The organism is Brucella tritici, from assembly GCF_008932295.1.
Taxonomy (GTDB): Bacteria; Pseudomonadota; Alphaproteobacteria; order Rhizobiales; family Rhizobiaceae; genus Brucella; species Brucella tritici.
In genome coordinates this window covers 40,314-56,097 of sequence record NZ_WBWA01000033.1, presented here as the reverse complement: position 1 = coordinate 56,097, position 15,784 = coordinate 40,314, and the positions used below count along the sequence as shown (strand labels likewise).

The following is a 15,784-nucleotide window of genomic DNA, read 5'->3' as shown; positions in this document are numbered from 1 at the left end:
GCTCGAAAGCCGCCGCCATCTGCGCCGATCCCTTACCCGCACCGATGACAATCGTGCGTCCCTTCGGCTTGGCCGGAAGATTGGCGCGGATCACAAGTTCAGGATCGGCAGCCGCGACAGCGGCATCAAAAAGGCTGGTCAGAAAGACACGTGGCTCTAATTTTGTCGTCATACCGCTTAGAAGGCTCCGGGCTGGGACAACCAAACATTGATTATATTCGGAGAGTTGTGGTGGCGTCTTATACTGCGCCACCGTAGCATGATGCTATTTTGCAATGCCGGATATCGACTTCAAAATGGAAGCCCCAAGTGTGTATTTTGGATCCACCATATTACCAAGGCGTACGCGTCCAGACTGGGTCAAAAGCATATAGGCATCGATTTCATCGAAACCAAAATCCGTGGCCATCCAGCGGATCAACTCCCTGTACGCCTGTCGAGCCGCATCTTCCATCGGGCGGGAAGAACCAACCGTCATATAGAATTTTTCATTTTCCAGACGCGGCGTCAGAATAGTCCAGTTCTTGATCAGATCGACCTGAATGGTCGTCACCGTCGGGTGTTCAACGGCCACACCACAAAGTTCGCCATCACCTTGCGCAGCATGACAATCACCGAGAAATAGATAGGCGCCCTTGGTTTGCACGGGCAGGTAGATGACTGCGCCCGGTGCAACATCAGGCAAATCCATATTGCCACCATAATAGTCCGGCACGAGGGCACTGATTGCTTCGATTTCCGGTGCCGTGCCGATTGTACCGATGAACGGTTCATATGGCAGGGTAATACGATCATTCCACTTGACGCCTTTCTCAGCATCTATGTGTAACTTCTTGACCACTTCCGGCAATGTTGGGTTCAGCATCGCGGTATCAGCAGTTGGCACGAGGCCGCCAAATTCTGGCATGATCACAGTCGTGCCGGACGGTTGTTCACCGCGTGGGAGAATTTCCTTGATATAAACCGCCAGAGTATCGCCTTTTTCGGCACCCTCGACATAGATTGGGCCATTCTGAGGGTTGAGAAATGGAAAATTCAAAATCTCCGAAGGTTTGTCGGTCTCTTTACGAATTTTTCCCTCAAAGGCATCATGTGTCTCTGCGGAAATGATCGCGCCCGCCTCTACATGCAATACAGGTTCAACAAAAGCTCCATAAACATACTGGTACTTTCCCTGTACTTCCTCACTGATGTGGTGAGATTTTCCAGCAACACCTTTTGCTACGCCTTTGCGGGCCATGATGGATTCATTAAACCAGGACATACAGGTCTCCTCTATTAAATTTTGTTTTGGCAAGTTCTCGAGCAATTCCCGGCCCGAAACAGACAAATATTGGGGGTAACTCAAAGAGTGGCATCTACCTTCGTCAGACAGCCAGATATCTGCGCACCGTATCGCGATCTTCCAACATCTCGGCTGTGAGAGTTGCCACGATACGTCCCTTGTCCATGACGTAGCAGCGCTGGGCCATGGCGCGGATCATATCGATATTCTGCTCAACGAGAATGATAGACACTCCAGTTTTCTGATTGAGTTCGACTGATAGCTTCGCGATATCCATCACGATGTTCGGTTGAATTCCTTCCGACGGCTCGTCAAGCAGGATAAGAGACGGGCGTCCTATCAAAACACGCCCAATTGCCAATTGCTGCTGCTGCCCGCCCGACATCGTTCCAGCGCGTTGATGCCGTCTTTCTGCGAGAACTGGAAAACGGGCATAAATTTCGTCGTAAAGTTCTTTGCTAGCACCGGGCGTTATAGATTCTCCAACAGCCAGATTTTCTTCAACGCTCATCCGAGGGAATACGTCCCGTCCCTGCGGAACATAGCCGATACCGTGCCGCGCCCGCTTGTGAGGCGGTAAATGCGTAAACTCCTGTTCGTTGAAACTTATTGATCCACGGTCAGCTGGCAAAAGCCCGATAAGCGACTTCATAAGCGTCGATTTACCCACGCCATTACGACCGATGACGGCTACGACTTCGCCTTTGTGCACATCAATGTCGACACCTTGGAGCACGGGCTTTCCACCATATCCTGCCCACAATCCGCGCGTTTGAAGTAGAATTTCCTTATGCATCGGCTTGCCCCAGATAGATTGCGGCGACCCGGTCATCCTTGATGATGTCCTCGATTGAGCCCTGTGCAAAAATTTTACCAAAATGCAGAACAGTAACCTGCTGTGCGATTTGCCGGACAAATGCCATGTCATGCTCAACTGCCAGCACAGTCACTCCCTGCGCGTTCAATTGGTGAACCATTTCGCCGGTGGCAAATGTTTCATCCGGTGTCATGCCTGCTGTCGGCTCATCAAGCAGCAACAATTCCGGTTCGAGGCTGATCGCCATACCGATCTCCAACCATTGCTTCTGGCCATGGCTAAGATTACCGGCAAGTTTTGTGGTGGAATCCTCAAGCTTGAGGAAGTCTAAAAGACGATCGATTTCGCGTTTGAGGTCCGAACCGCGACGCTTTCTCTGAACGGCTATTTCGAGGTTCTGGTAGACACTCAGTTCCTTGAATATTCCCGGCACCTGAAACTTTACACTGATGCCACGATCGATCCGATCAAACGATTTCAGTCGCGTAATTGTATCGCCTTTATAAAGGATGTCACCTTCGCTCGGCAGATACTCACCGAGAATAAGCCGGAAGAGGGTACTTTTCCCCGCCCCATTTGGCCCGATCAAACAATGAATCTCTCCCTTCTTGAGCTGAAGGTTGACATCATTGGTGACATGCAGACCACCAAAGCGCTTATACAGGTTGCGTGTTTCAAGAATATTCATGACGCTGACCTCTTCTGTTTGAAGAACAGAACACGTCCCACCAGATTAGCCAGCCCCAGCACAATACCTTGCGGCGCAAGGAGCACTGTGAACACAAGCAGAGCACCCATTACAATCAGTGCGTATTGAGCGCCATAAATAGTGAGTGCCTGAAACCCTGCGAGCACCAGAATTGTTCCAATCAGCGTCGCTGTGATGTCGCTACGCCCACCAACTGCAACCCAAACAATCGGGAGTGCGGCGGCCGTAATGCTCATGCTTGATGGTGTGATATACTGCCCCCATGCTGTGTAAAGAATGCCCGAAAGACCGGCCAGCATCGAACCTATGATAAAGGCGCCCCACTGATAGAGGCGGACATCATAGCCGAGCATCTCGGCTCTTTGCGGGTTTTCGCGAATGGCAACGAGAACATTGCCAAATGGCGAGTTCAACAGTATCCGCAATCCCAGATAGACGATCAAGACGAGGCCAAGAACGACATAATAGAGCCCAATATCGGGATATAGGGCAATACTGTCACCAAGCCACGGAATGGTAATTGGTGGCATACCGCTCATGCCGTTGAAGCCGTTAAGGCGTGCCTTTCCTATCGCCCATTCCGGACCCGCCGTCTGCGCCATGAAGCGTTCGAGTACCAGCGTTACCGAAAGGGTGACGATGCCCAGAAAGACACCGGTTATCCGCCCATAGAACAGAAAATAGCCAATGATTGCTGCGAACAGACCAGACAGGAGAATTGCCAAGACCAACGCGACAAGTGTAAGGCCGTAGGCATCCCCGATGTTGATTGTGAGCACTCCATAGGCATAGCCCGCAACTCCGAAGAATGCTGTTTGACCAAACGATAAAGCGCCGCCATAGCCCCAGATGACACTGAGTCCCATGGCCATGAATGTCCAAATCAGAAAGTAGACGTTATTTCCAATTGTGTATCCGTCGGAAAACATCGGATAGATGATCGCGAGCAGGACAACGGCAAAGAAGCCACTCCAGAAAACGGGGCCTTTTCCCTTGGTTTGCGGGCCTTCGAAATGCCCGAATAGCTTGATTGCCATTAACCTTTTCCTTTGATGAAAAGCCCTGAAAGGCCATTTGGCAGCACACGAATAACGATGATGACGGCCACAAGCAGTCCAATCTGGCCGAACAGCTGACCATACATGGACGTAAGACTTGCCTTGACGACCGCGAGAATGGCCGCAGCCGGTGCAGTGCCCAGAAAGACATCCGCGCCACCCACAACAACGGTCACGAATGACTCCACGATGAAGCTCGAACCCATTGTCGGCACCAGGGTCATGGTTGGAGCATAAAGTCCGCCGGCAAGTCCTGCCAGGCCGGCGCCAAGGCCAAAAGTCAACGCATAGATATAGTTCGTGTTCACACCGAGCGTTTTAGCCATGTCGGGGACCTGAATGGTCGCACGTGCAAGAATGCCGAAACGCGTCTTGTTGAAGAGGAGGTAGAGGCCTGCGAGAATCGCCAATGCTGCCAGCATCAAGACCATGCGATAAATGGAGAAGGACAGAGAACCCAGAGTGAATGACCCCAATGGAGTACCGATACCCTGCATCGTTGACCCCAGAAGAATGAGCGTTCCCTGTGTCGCGATCAGACTGATGCCCCATGTCGCCACGATTGTATCCAGCGGGCGGCCATAGAGATGGCGGATCACAAGCCGCTCAAGCAACATGCCGATGAGACCGGCCACCGAGGCGCCCGCGATTATCGCCAATGGGAGTGGTAAGCCGGCCTTTGTGGCCATCACGGTCACATAAGCACCGCACATGATAAATTCACCATGCGCGAGATTGATGACCCCCATCATTCCGAAAATGATTGCCAGTCCGCATGCCGAGAGAACGAGAAAAGCAAAAGCATCGCCAAATTGATAAAAGGCAGCGAAGAGAGAACCCAATAGCTCCATCATAAAAATCCTTAATCGGGAGACGTTTGGTCGGCCGGCACGCACCTGGTGCGTGCCGGATCAGACTTTACTGCTTCGAAGGCGGATTAGAGGGTGTGTACTGTTCGCCCGGATTGCTTTTTGTCAGATCGCAACCCGCTTCGCCCAGCCAATAAGGCTTCACGTCGTTCCAGACTTTCGGGAAAGAAACACTGTGGTCATCACCCACTTTAGCAAGATAGATGGTGTGTGACATATGCTGGCTCTTGGGATCAAGACAGGTTTTTCCCGACGGGCCATCAAAGCAGACGTCACCTTCAGCGATTACCTTGCGCAAGTCATCCCGCTTGGTTGATCCACCAGCACGTTCAACCATCTGCTTATAGAGATTGACTGCAATATAGGAATTGGCAGCTTCCTGATTGATATAAGGTTCATTAGGAAACTTGGCGTGGAAGCGTTCGATGAATTCCTTGCTGGCAGGCGTATCAACTTCTTCGATATAGTTTGTCGTCACGTGCATGTTGGCAAGGCTGGGCGGCGTAAAACGCTTGTGCTCATAACCCTGTCCGACATTGACCGATGAAGCCATCGGCAGTTTCAGATTGGCAGATGCGGCCTGTTCATAATAGGAGGCCTGCGCTGTTCCAACCAGCAAAGTCACAACCACATCGGGCTTGGCCGTCTGGATATTCTGAATGGTCTGTGAGAATTGCGACACACCGAGCGGGATGAACTCTTCACCCACCATCTCGCCACCATTCTCCTTGACGATATTGCGGACCCATTCAGCAGAAATCTGGCCGAAATTGTAATCAGCGGCGATGGTGTAAACCTTCTTCCCGTAGGTTTCCATCATCCACGGAATAAGGGTCGAGAACTGCTGTTCCGGTACAGCACCCGTAATCACCATGTTGGCATCGCAGACACCGCCTTCATACTGATTGTTATAAAAGGCAAAGCCATCAAACTGGCGCACGATCGGCCGATAGGCCTCGCGGGAAGCCGAGGAAAAACCTGCAAAAATCACATCAACCTTATCGCGTTGCAGTGCGCGACGCGTAAACTCCTGAAAACGTGTGTTGTCCGACTGGGTGTCATAGATCACCAGTTCAATCGGGCGTCCTGCAATGCCGCCTTTGGCATTGATCTCTTCGGTCGCAAGCTGGATCGCATGGACCTTGCCAATGACAGGCACGACAAATTCGCCAGATTGGTCTTCCAGAACACCGATTTTAATCGGCTCCTGAGCAAGTGCTGCACCAGAAAGAAGCGCAAGCGTTCCCGTTACCGCAAAAGCTGCGGTTTTCTTGATTATTGACATTCTCTATTCTCCTCGGAGGTTAGTTCGCGATCGTTGACCTTTGAGTGGTTTCTGTTTCGCGGTCGTCCACCTTCATCAGCTCGCTGATGAAGTATTCTGCGTATGTTTCAACATTCATTCGCGATTTCATGCTTTCCTTGCGAAGAAGGTTGTAGGCCTCGTCGTCACAAACATTGTGTCGATGCATAATCTCGACAATTGCCTTGATAAGACTCCTTCGTTGCAACCGGCGCATTTCATGAAGAGCGATCGTTGTCTCCATCTGCTGCCTCTGTTGGTAGGAGTTAATGCCAAGAACAATTGCGGAATAAACGATTGATCCGTAAACGGGTTTGCGCAGAAAGGCAGTCGCACCCGACAGCACAAGCCCCTTCAAACGACTGGGCGCTTCAACACCAACCAGGCCGATGATCGGTACACAAGCCAGGCCGCTAACGAGACTGACAGGAAGCGAAAGCGGGCTATCTAGATCACCATCCACAAACAGGACGTCACGATCAGCTTTAAGTTCCGGTTCCAAGAGTTCAGCATTGTCCGCTTTTAGAGGTACATAAGAGACACTCAGACCAAGTTTAGGTAAGGTTGAATCCAAGGCACTGATTGCTCTGAAATCACGTGAAACTATGATCCCTCGGCGGTTATTGAAATTCTGTATGAAGCGGCTGCTCATTGTACAACCCTCAAACTAGCCTGACCAATGGAAGTTACAGCGAGGCTATCGGCCGATACGAGATAGGGATCAGGCCGCACAGGTTCTGGTGCCTCGATGAGTACCTCAAATTCGGCCTCTCGGGTCGATCGTCCAATTCGTGGTGTCAGATAGGCATGATAGGTGTCGGGGTCTATAGTGACCAGTCCTTGAGGCGCCTGTAACTGCATTCCGGCAACAGCGTTTCTAACCAGCATGGGATCGATCGTCTTAGCCGCAGAAATGGCTCTTCCAAGCATTAGTGTGGCGATATAGGCAGCCTCGCCTTCTGCAGCAGGCGGCGGACCATCGGGGAAAGCCTGGTTATATTCGGCCACGAAGCGGCAGTTTTCGGGATTGCTCAGGGTTGAGAAATAGACGGACGAACTGATGTGTCCATTTCTGCATTCGGGTATTATTTCGGTAAGATCGGGTTCGGAAAGATTGCAACTTGCGATTGGAAAACGTTCCGTCTGATTGATGCCGCGTGCCTCACATGCCTGTCGAAACTGCTCGAAAAAGGCGTATGAAGAATCGCCGATCAAAGCATTGAATATAAAATCAGGCTGCTCTTCGAAGATGGTTTCGATGATCTTGCAAAAGTCCGTCTCTCCAACGCCGAGATAGCGCTCAGCCAGAACACGCCCCTTGCGCACATGGATATATTCGCGCAGGACGCGAATGCTTTCCCAGCCCCAGATATAATTCGAACCAACGCAGAAGGCTTTGCGACCATATCGGGTTAAAAGATAATCCATCAATGGTGACATATGATGGTTCGGCGAGGCCCCCGTATAGATCACGTTTGGGGAGCTTTCGAAGCCTTCATAATGGGATGGATGCCAAAGCTGGGCATCATATTTTTCAAAAAGAGGAATGACTTCTTTTCGGCTGGACGATGTATAGCAACCGACTATATGACGAATTCCGGCATCGATCATCTTTTTGGTCGCGACCGAGTATTCTTCCAGATCGCCACCGGGATTATAATGCACGGGCTCCAGAGTGATCCCCAGATCATCATCGGCATTTATTTGCGCACATGCCAGCAGGGTTCCATTCAAGATCGCACGTCCAACTGCTGCGTAAGCGCCAGTAGTTGAAATCAATATGCCGATCTTGCAGGTCAGTTCACCCATTCCACCTCACAAACGACAAAAACCCCGCTAACACGATGTGTTGCGGGCCTCATTGCCACCACGTCCCCTTAGATTATTTTTCTACGCATTTACGGGCAACGTTGCCCCCGCGTTTCGAACATCCAACAAGCTTTTAACCATTCTGTCAAGCTTTTCGTTACCGCTTGGTAATCGGCTGCCCGGTTCGGTCGTCAGGTTGCCAGCAAAGATTCTTAGCGGCTGCCCCTCGCCTTGAATGGAAATGGACCGCTGACCCCCGCATTGGGTTACGTGCTGATTACTAGTCAGGAATGAATTCTTCGCGGCTTGAACGGCAGCAATGGAGCCAAAATCGGCTTTGTCGCAAATTTTTCACTTCTGCTGAGGTATGTGACGCTTGGTTTATGTAGCTAATCGAGGAGATAGCGGATGACGGTTGATTTCAAAGGGACCCATTTCCCCAAAAGTGTCATCCTTTATGCTGTTTTCTTCTATGTCCGCTATTCAGTTTCCTATCGAGATCTCCAGGAAATAATGGCTGAACGCGGCATAGAGATTGATCATGCGACATTGAACCGGTGGGTTGTTCGATACTCACCGCAGATTGCAGCTCAGGCACAGAGACGTAAACGGCCGACACTCGGCTCATGGCGTGTTGACGAGACCTATATAAAGATCAAAGGAAAATGGAGCTATCAGTATAGGGCGGTTGATCGTGACGGACAAACGCTTGAGTTTATGCTCTCGGAGCGCCGACCTTTCGGTTCTGCACGGCGTTTCTTTAAAATGGCTATCGTAAGCAATGGCGTTCCACACAAGCTCGTCCTTGATGAAAGCGGAGCCAATTTGGCTGGGGCTCAGGCTGTCAACAATATCCTTGAGCAGGACCATCGTTTCATTAAGCGGATCACAAAACCGATGATGGGTTTCGAAGCATTTCACAGCGCAGCAGCAACAATCGCGGGCATCGAAGTCGCGCATATGATCCGCAAGAACCAATTTGCAAACGACAATCGATCACCCTCCCAGGTCTTTGCGGAACTCGCAGCATAAGTGCGACCGGAGATAAGGCCGCATTTAATCTGCTGAAAATTTTGCGACACTGCCTTCCCAACTGCTTCAACGACGGCCTTAACTTATGCATAGCGGCTTGCTCACCAGGTAAGGGTTGTGCATCGGCGAGATCGGCAGAAAGAGCATCAAAAAAATATTCGGAACCGCCCATAGCGCTTCGGCGTCGGCGCCCTCTGCGCCTTGAACTAGTCGATATGGTCCTTCCCTTTCCGATATGCCACGTGATAAACAGTCGAAGTTCTGTCTGGTTCACGTCCGACCTGCTACCAGCACGGAGCAGATACGGTTTGCTGACATACCGGTCGCAATCGACTTTGTCTGATAGAGCAGTTAACCTGACGTTCCGAGAGAAAATTTTCCGGAGCCAAGCAGGTCGTCTGTTGTCGTCGGAAATGAAAACTTTGGACCAACTGCCCAGATCAGGGGTGCGTGAACTGCCGGGGTGAGGGAGAAAGTCTATGTGATGTCGCCCAGCCCAAAACGACTGCCCAACTCGCCAAGCGGGTTGGTGTAAACCAACGGAATATCCGTAGGGGAGATGACATTCCAGCGGTCATTGAACCGCATTGGAATTACCGGCTCGATATCGAGCGGAAAGCCCCGCACCTTCCCCACTTCCGCGACCGAAAACCAGATCCGAGTGAACTGGAACACTGATCATAAACGAGGCTGGGTTGGAGACCTTACGCGCAAGCTCGTCAACATCATCATTTGCGGATTGAGCGAGCGATGCCCCCCGTCGTCAGAACCGAGATCATAGCGCCTGCGATAAGTGGCCGGGCTCGTGCACCGTGCCTTGATCGCGAAAAATATATCAATCAGGCAAATTCGCATATGTGCAGTCTCTACATTGATGTCTGGCTGGGACCTCATTATGCGATACGCTCAGAGCGTTATTTTGCCGTCGCTTGGGAGAACGCTACGCCGGTGATCCGGTCTCCATCAAGGCGGTAGACTAGCGATTGTTCTACTGTCGCTCCTGAAACTTTTCGCTCATTTGCATAGCGTGCAAATTGCTTGGCCTTCACCTTGCCCAACCGTTCCTCCAGAGCGCGTTTGTCATCCTTGAGAGCCGGAATGGGTAGTTTGAGACTGGTCAGATCAATACGCGGCTGATCACATTTTACAGCCTTATCTGTCGCGAATTCTGCCGAGATCAGATTAAGAACGGCACCCTGGTCCTTCCTCTTGTTCAAACCGTCCGATATGAACCAGATCCGTCGGGGCAAATTATCGCCCTTTATCTCGTAACAAAGCCAAGCGGTCTCAACCGATGACACGGTATGGCTATGAACAGTACCGCCCGCCACCGACTGAATTTCCTCTAGGGAAGTTTTCCCGAGCGATACATCCTTGTCAGCCAGGCTGATCAGATTATCAAAAGGAACGCTGAATTGAACAACCGTGGCCGTAGCCGTCTCACCACTCAGAACCATGGCCGGAAAGCCACTGAGCTTGTCATTATCTGCCTGCGCTGGGGAGTGTACAGAGACGGTAAATATCGTTCCAATCACGACCGCCAATCCGGCCATCTTACCTGATCCGATATTCATGCGTTTCTCCCTCATCAAGCGATATTGGAAACTGTCATGTGTATGCTGTCTTGTCAGCGGACACACATCTGCCCCATAGGTCCTAGTCTGCCGAAGCCACCGGTTTGCTCATAGAAAGAGGCATTGACAATGTCAGAATAACTGCGTCGCCTTCAGCCCGGTTTTCCGCCGCGAATTCGTGAAAATACTTAACGCGGGCAGAAAGCGGCGTTTCGCCCAACTCAAAATTCCAGCCCGCTGTCGCACCAATGGCAGCCACACGGCCCTTGAACGGGGCCGCGGCCCCATCTCCACTATCGCCGGAAAGCTGCTGATAGTAATAGCCAACCAAACCCGCATCGAACTTGGCATTGATGTGCTTTACGGCTGCCCATTCAAAATGGAACTCATTGCCGGTTCTATAGTCGGTAGCTGGATTTTCCGCATTGAATGTCATACCGACCACACCAGAGATATCCCAGCCGATTGCGGGATCCAGCCAGGTTCCGGCGGCATATATGTCTGCGCCCCAATGGTGAAACGCGATATTGGAAATCTCACCATCCTTATAGTCGCCAATAGGCACATTGACCATAGTGCCGACCTGATAATGAAAATTACCGGCCTGCCAGCCGAGAAATCCGCTAACAATCGGGTCGCCCATGGTAAAGACCGTATCCCGAACGCCCCTCGAAACCTCGCCGAAGCGCGGACCATTCAAAACGACATCGGCTTCGGTCTTCTTCCAGCCAAATGGCAACGATGCGCCCAAACCGAGAGAGCCTCCGGCAATAGTTTCCGGCAAAACCCACAGCACGGTCGGAATATCGATGGCTGCTGTACCCGTCACACCGACGGCCAGCTTGCCGCCTGTCGGAAGACTTTTGCTTCCGCCAAGATCCCCACGATAATAATAAAAGTCGTTTTGAAAATAGACGCCGGGAGGAGGCGTTATACCCGCTGCAGGACCCTTCGATCCCAAAAGGTAGAAACCCGCTCCTCCTTCCGCACTCATTGCAACAGACGGAACAAGCAACGATCCTGCAAGTGACCCCAGTGCCAACATATACAGCGAAATTCGACCCATGACATCCCCTCGACCACGAGCAAACTGCCCAGTATTCTTTCGAATCTATGAATACTTGTTTTCTTGATACTCGTTTCTTTTCGCTTTTCGCGCAATGTCTAATGAGTACGTTACGGTAAATCCCCACCGAAGAAGGATTTCGCACTTCGACTTTAAAAATAACAGCTCGACACGACGATCACCCAACCGTCTGAACTTACTATATAATCAATTCTGTACGGTCGATTTGGGCCACTCTGCCCGCGTCTGTCCAATCTGGATTTGATCCATGATGACATTCGCGACCATGGGTGGAACGCGCATTCCTTCCAGCTCGTTACCGACTGCTTGATGCAGGCCGGGATTGGACTGCATCACATCTTTCAATTCTGCAGTGGCTTCAGTCGGTTTCAGTTGAACGAGCGCCGCCAGGCGAAATCCGACCGCGAGATCATTCTGCGGGGGCAATTGATTGGCAAAGGACAATACATCATGCCAGTCACCCCGCCGGGCAGCATCGAGTGCGAGGACTGTGTGCGCTTTCAAAGCCATGTTGCGCTTCTGCTGTTCACTTTCGTTAATCAAGGCAATGGCTTGATCCCAGTTTTGATTGGCAAACAGGACCAGAGCCAAGGTCGCCTTGATCTCCAGATTATTGGGATTGAGAGCCGCAGCGCGCTTACCAGCCTCTAGCGCATCTCCAATCCTGCCTTTACGAAAACTGGCGTCCATCAAGGCAAACTCAGCTCGATCTGACCATGGCGCGATAGAGACAGCATTCTGTGCAAGTTCCAGACTGCGATTGAGGACATCTTTAGTGACGATTGGTCCGCTGGAGTTTACAAGAACACGGGAAAGAGCAGCCATTGCATCTGTCTGTCGCGGATCGTACCTCAGCGTCTGTTCAAGACAGTTTTGGCCGTCAGGCTGCGCCTGTCCTCTCGCCAGAGATATCTCTGCTTTCAAGACACATGCATTACCGATGAACCGGCTGTCCACATCTGCGGCTAACCGGGTGTTTATGACACCATTTGAAGCTGCCAGCTTTTGTGACAACGAGGACGACAGAGCTGCCCGTATCTGCTCTCCAGACCGCCCCGATCCAGATACCTCTTCGAGGCCTGAACTCACAATAACGTTCTTGATCGCGTCATTTACCTGCCACCAGATGCTTCTGGTCTGGCCTTCAACCCTATACCGCATGCGTACCGTATATGCGGGGAACCGCATCTGGGAAACAATGACCCGCTATCATTGGAACGAAGTGCCAGTGTGTTAAAATCGCCAAGTGCAATCAGCAATGAATCGCGAACTTTTTCAGCCTCGTCATCAAAAGCAGGGTTCTCAGCGCTGAAATCAATTGCAACCATCGGCTTGACCGTGTCAGTAGAGCGATTGGAGAGAAAATAGACGAGTGCTAAAGAGATCAGCAATGCGAAACTGGCAATAGCCAGATCGAGATATTTGAGACGATACTTTAATGTTACGGGCGGCATTGACGGAGGCGGAATCGGATTCTGCAGCAAAAGAGAGTCCGGCGCCTTCATCTTAGCAATTACACGGCGATGGAATGCCAGTGCATACTTGCCTTTTGGCAGCTCTAACTCAATTGGCTTTTCTCTGCCGAAAGCCTCATAATATTGCACCAGAGCAGCACGCAAACGGCTGACTTCTATGCGCACAATCGGATCGATGGAAGGATCGAAACTATCTGGCCGCCCCAGGACATCTATCGCTATTGAATATCCTTTTACCCCGTCGTCACAGCCCGCAAAATGGAGACCTGCGATGTAATTGAGTATGGCTTTGCCCCGATCAGTCGCACGAAAACGCTTGTCCGCAATCAGCTCAGCCAGAGCAGACTTAACTTCCTCATCTGAGATTTCTCGGCCATCAAACGCATTACTATTCCGTGCCATACCACCTCTCGCGGATCCGACATGAGAATAAATTAGCTGTTCGAGAGTATAAAATATGCTCCACATGGGTATTGTCAATATTTATGACGGTTAAAGAATAATGTTCCATTTCGGGACGAAATTACCGATGTGATAAGCAGTATTGTAATACCTCCTCCTCTATTTCCTCGCATATTGCCTCATATTCCAAGGAAATGGGAGTGACTTCCACTTCATCCCGCCGCAATTTCTCCAGCATGTTACTAGCTTCGTCATAAGCCTCGAAAAGACCAATCAGCGGATCGCCAGAAAATTGCTTAAGCTCCGAACGAACAGATGGCAGCTTTAACATGAGTTTACTAAGTCCGCTTCTCGACGCAGAACTAAAGTTACGGCGGACTGCATCATCCTGAGTCACGTGCCACGGTTCTCCCTCAACGGATTTTCATTGCGGAGAATGACACCAAGTTGGGCAGACGGCAGTACGTTACGGTAAATATCGCCGGCGCTGCGCCAGTTTTGCGATGCCTGGCGACGGGCGCCTGTCGGTCGGATTTAACGTAAATGCCGATCACCGGGCATGTTTACTGTAACGTACTTACGCTTACCCCGGATTTGTTCGAGCCTCCCAAAGTTGCCACCGATATGAGCATCGACGACATCCCAATTTGCCTCGTGAACAGGAGCACGGAATGTTGAATAAATCCATCTTGAGGAGGCCGCTATGAAGACGCCTGTCATCCGCAGACTACTTTCAGCGACCGCTGCTTTGGTCATGACAGTGACTTCTGCGACGGTCGTGACACCCGCTTATGCGCAGCAAAATGCACCCGCAGAACCCGCGGCGAAGCCGAACATCCTCGTCATCTTCGGTGACGATATTGGCCAGACCAACATCAGCGCCTATTCGTTTGGTGTGATGGGATATCGCACGCCGAACATCGACCGGATCGCACAGGAAGGGCTGATGTTCACGGACTATTACGCGGAAAACAGCTGTACTGCTGGCCGTTCGTCCTTCATCACCGGTCAGACGCCAAAGCGAACAGGTCTGTCGAAAGTGGGCGTCCCGGGCGCCACTGTTGGCCTGCAAGCTCGAGACGTTACGATTGCACAGGCGCTGAAGCCGCTTGGATATGCAACCGGTCAGTTCGGTAAAAACCACCTGGGCGACCGGGATGAGTATCTGCCAACCAATCACGGGTTCGATGAATTCTACGGCAATCTGTATCATTTGAATGCCGAAGAAGAACCTGAGAATCCAAACTGGCCGAAGGACGATGTAGCCTTCACTAAAATGAATTCGCCGCGCGGTGTGCTTAAGGCAAGCGCCGACGGGAAAATCGAGGATACAGGCGCTCTCACCAAGAAACGCATGGAAACCATCGATGATGAAACAACGGATGCTGCAATCGACTTCATCAAGCGTCAGGTCGACCAGAAGAAGCCATTCTTCACCTGGATGAACACGACGCGCATGCATCTGTTCACCCATGTCCGTCCTTCAATGATTGGACAGAGCGGCATGACCGGCAATTATTACGCCGACGGCATGATCGAGCATGATAACGACGTTGGCAAGCTGCTGAAGACACTGGATGATCTCGGCATCGCAGATAATACCATTGTCGTTTACACGACCGATAATGGACCGAACCGCTTTACGTGGCCGGATGCTGCGAATTCGCCTTTCCGGAATGAAAAGGATTCCAACTTCGAAGGCGCCTTCCGCGTACCGGCAATGGTCCGGTGGCCTGGCCATATCAAGTCAGGACAGGTCTCGAACGACATGTTCTCCGGTATGGACTGGTTCCCGACCTTGCTGGCCGCCGCTGGCGATAACGAGATCAAGGACCGCCTCCTGAAAGGGACGAGTGTTGGTGGCAAGCAATTCAAGGTGCACCTGGACGGTTATAACCAGCTGCCTTACCTCACCGGTCAGGAACCGAAGAGCGCACGCAACGACTTCCCATATTTCAACGATGATGGTGTGCTCGTTGCTTATCGACTAGGCGATTGGAAAGCCGTGTTTGCAGAAATGCAGTATCGCGGCGGCTTCGATGTCTGGCAGCAGCCATTCACGCCGTTGCGTGTCCCCAAGCTCTATCATTTGCGCATGGACCCGTATGAACGCGCCGATATCGTTTCCGATCAGTATTTTGACTGGCTGGTGAGAAACGACTTCAAAATGGCTCAGATCACCATGCACGCAGCCGAATTCCTGCAGAGTTTCATCGAATATCCGCCAAGTCAGGAACAGGCCAGCTTCTCGATTGATCAGATTTCTCGCGATGTCGAAGCGAAGATCAAAGAGAACGCTGCGAAAGCTAAAGCGAACTGACATTCGACACAACGGCACGCGCATCAGCGCGTGCCGTTTCCTCG

17 protein-coding genes are annotated in these 15,784 nt (G+C 51.4%); 2 read left to right on the top strand and 15 right to left on the bottom strand.

Annotation, left to right across the window (positions count from 1 at the left end; genetic code table 11):
- From F9K91_RS22835 to F9K91_RS22795, 9 genes are all read right to left on the bottom strand, one after another.
- The coding region (locus F9K91_RS22835; RefSeq protein WP_151678808.1) for a DUF4147 domain-containing protein at positions 1-172 on the bottom strand (172 nt) is incomplete at its 3' end.
- 93 nt (positions 173-265) lie between these two features.
- A complete protein-coding gene (locus F9K91_RS22830; protein ID WP_151678807.1) occupies positions 266-1,264 on the bottom strand; it encodes an acetamidase/formamidase family protein in 999 nt (332 codons plus the stop codon).
- A gap of 103 nt (positions 1,265-1,367) precedes the next feature.
- A complete protein-coding gene (gene urtE, locus F9K91_RS22825) occupies positions 1,368-2,081 on the bottom strand; it encodes an urea ABC transporter ATP-binding subunit UrtE (protein ID WP_151678806.1) in 714 nt (237 codons plus the stop codon).
- Positions 2,074-2,790, bottom strand: a complete 717-nt coding sequence (locus tag F9K91_RS22820; RefSeq protein WP_151678805.1) for an ABC transporter ATP-binding protein — start codon at positions 2,788-2,790, stop codon at positions 2,074-2,076. Before F9K91_RS22820 ends, urtE begins: the two co-directional genes overlap by 8 nt.
- A complete protein-coding gene (locus F9K91_RS22815) occupies positions 2,787-3,848 on the bottom strand; it encodes an ABC transporter permease subunit (RefSeq protein ID WP_151678804.1) in 1,062 nt (353 codons plus the stop codon). Before F9K91_RS22815 ends, F9K91_RS22820 begins: the two co-directional genes overlap by 4 nt.
- The gene (locus tag F9K91_RS22810) at positions 3,848-4,720 is read right to left on the bottom strand and encodes an ABC transporter permease subunit (RefSeq protein WP_151678813.1); all 873 of its coding nucleotides are present in this window, start codon (positions 4,718-4,720) and stop codon (positions 3,848-3,850) included. The genes F9K91_RS22815 and F9K91_RS22810 overlap by 1 nt, the downstream gene beginning before the upstream one ends.
- A gap of 67 nt (positions 4,721-4,787) precedes the next feature.
- Positions 4,788-6,023 carry an urea ABC transporter substrate-binding protein gene (locus F9K91_RS22805; RefSeq protein ID WP_151678803.1) on the bottom strand — a complete coding sequence of 412 codons (1,236 nt, stop codon included), beginning with the start codon at positions 6,021-6,023 and terminating at the stop codon, positions 4,788-4,790.
- A gap of 19 nt (positions 6,024-6,042) precedes the next feature.
- On the bottom strand, positions 6,043-6,693 hold the full coding sequence (locus tag F9K91_RS22800; RefSeq protein ID WP_151678802.1) for an ANTAR domain-containing response regulator: 651 nt from the start codon (positions 6,691-6,693) through the stop codon (positions 6,043-6,045).
- Complete coding sequence (locus F9K91_RS22795; protein ID WP_151678801.1) at positions 6,690-7,850, bottom strand: transporter substrate-binding domain-containing protein; 1,161 nt, start codon at positions 7,848-7,850, stop codon at positions 6,690-6,692. Before F9K91_RS22795 ends, F9K91_RS22800 begins: the two co-directional genes overlap by 4 nt.
- A 408-nt stretch (positions 7,851-8,258) precedes the next feature.
- On the opposite strand from F9K91_RS22795, the gene F9K91_RS22790 reads away from it, so the two are divergent.
- Positions 8,259-8,882, top strand: coding sequence for an IS6 family transposase (locus F9K91_RS22790; RefSeq protein WP_151678800.1), 624 nt, complete (start codon positions 8,259-8,261; stop codon positions 8,880-8,882).
- 477 nt (positions 8,883-9,359) lie between these two features.
- Here F9K91_RS22790 and F9K91_RS26085 read toward each other — a convergent pair whose 3' ends face one another.
- The 6 genes from F9K91_RS26085 to F9K91_RS22765 all read right to left on the bottom strand — a co-directional run bounded on the left by F9K91_RS26085 (position 9,360) and on the right by F9K91_RS22765 (position 13,817).
- A complete protein-coding gene (locus tag F9K91_RS26085) occupies positions 9,360-9,509 on the bottom strand; it encodes a hypothetical protein (RefSeq protein WP_167522262.1) in 150 nt (49 codons plus the stop codon).
- Positions 9,510-9,796: 287 nt separating this feature from the next.
- A complete protein-coding gene (locus F9K91_RS22785; RefSeq protein WP_151678799.1) occupies positions 9,797-10,456 on the bottom strand; it encodes a hypothetical protein in 660 nt (219 codons plus the stop codon).
- A gap of 82 nt (positions 10,457-10,538) precedes the next feature.
- On the bottom strand, positions 10,539-11,522 hold the full coding sequence (locus tag F9K91_RS22780; protein ID WP_151678798.1) for a SphA family protein: 984 nt from the start codon (positions 11,520-11,522) through the stop codon (positions 10,539-10,541).
- Between the two features lie 207 nt (positions 11,523-11,729).
- Positions 11,730-12,632, bottom strand: coding sequence for a tetratricopeptide repeat protein (locus F9K91_RS22775; RefSeq protein ID WP_167522261.1), 903 nt, complete (start codon positions 12,630-12,632; stop codon positions 11,730-11,732).
- Between the two features lie 23 nt (positions 12,633-12,655).
- Positions 12,656-13,420: a hypothetical protein gene (locus tag F9K91_RS22770; protein WP_151678796.1), complete on the bottom strand. Its 765-nt coding sequence runs from the start codon at positions 13,418-13,420 to the stop codon at positions 12,656-12,658.
- 121 nt (positions 13,421-13,541) lie between these two features.
- On the bottom strand, positions 13,542-13,817 hold the full coding sequence (locus F9K91_RS22765) for a hypothetical protein (protein WP_151678795.1): 276 nt from the start codon (positions 13,815-13,817) through the stop codon (positions 13,542-13,544).
- A gap of 306 nt (positions 13,818-14,123) precedes the next feature.
- Between F9K91_RS22765 and F9K91_RS22760 the strand changes: the two genes are divergently transcribed.
- On the top strand, positions 14,124-15,740 hold the full coding sequence (locus F9K91_RS22760) for an arylsulfatase (protein ID WP_151678794.1): 1,617 nt from the start codon (positions 14,124-14,126) through the stop codon (positions 15,738-15,740).
- The last annotated feature ends 44 nt before the right edge of the window (positions 15,741-15,784 follow it).

Bases quoted from the DNA above. Each gene is read 5' to 3' on its own strand.
- F9K91_RS22805 (WP_151678803.1), bottom strand. From the start codon at position 6,023: ATGTCAATAATCAAGAAAACCGCAGCTTTTGCGGTAACGGGAACGCTT.
- F9K91_RS22780 (WP_151678798.1), bottom strand. From the start codon at position 11,522: ATGGGTCGAATTTCGCTGTATATGTTGGCACTGGGGTCACTTGCAGGA.
- F9K91_RS22785 (WP_151678799.1), bottom strand. From the start codon at position 10,456: ATGAATATCGGATCAGGTAAGATGGCCGGATTGGCGGTCGTGATTGGA.
- F9K91_RS22800 (WP_151678802.1), bottom strand. From the start codon at position 6,693: ATGAGCAGCCGCTTCATACAGAATTTCAATAACCGCCGAGGGATCATA.
- F9K91_RS22790 (WP_151678800.1), top strand. From the start codon at position 8,259: ATGACGGTTGATTTCAAAGGGACCCATTTCCCCAAAAGTGTCATCCTT.
- urtE (WP_151678806.1), bottom strand. From the start codon at position 2,081: ATGCATAAGGAAATTCTACTTCAAACGCGCGGATTGTGGGCAGGATAT.
- F9K91_RS22810 (WP_151678813.1), bottom strand. From the start codon at position 4,720: ATGGAGCTATTGGGTTCTCTCTTCGCTGCCTTTTATCAATTTGGCGAT.
- F9K91_RS22830 (WP_151678807.1), bottom strand. From the start codon at position 1,264: ATGTCCTGGTTTAATGAATCCATCATGGCCCGCAAAGGCGTAGCAAAA.
- F9K91_RS22795 (WP_151678801.1), bottom strand. From the start codon at position 7,850: ATGGGTGAACTGACCTGCAAGATCGGCATATTGATTTCAACTACTGGC.
- F9K91_RS22815 (WP_151678804.1), bottom strand. From the start codon at position 3,848: ATGGCAATCAAGCTATTCGGGCATTTCGAAGGCCCGCAAACCAAGGGA.
- F9K91_RS22820 (WP_151678805.1), bottom strand. From the start codon at position 2,790: ATGAATATTCTTGAAACACGCAACCTGTATAAGCGCTTTGGTGGTCTG.
- F9K91_RS22760 (WP_151678794.1), top strand. From the start codon at position 14,124: ATGAAGACGCCTGTCATCCGCAGACTACTTTCAGCGACCGCTGCTTTG.
- F9K91_RS22770 (WP_151678796.1), bottom strand. From the start codon at position 13,420: ATGGCACGGAATAGTAATGCGTTTGATGGCCGAGAAATCTCAGATGAG.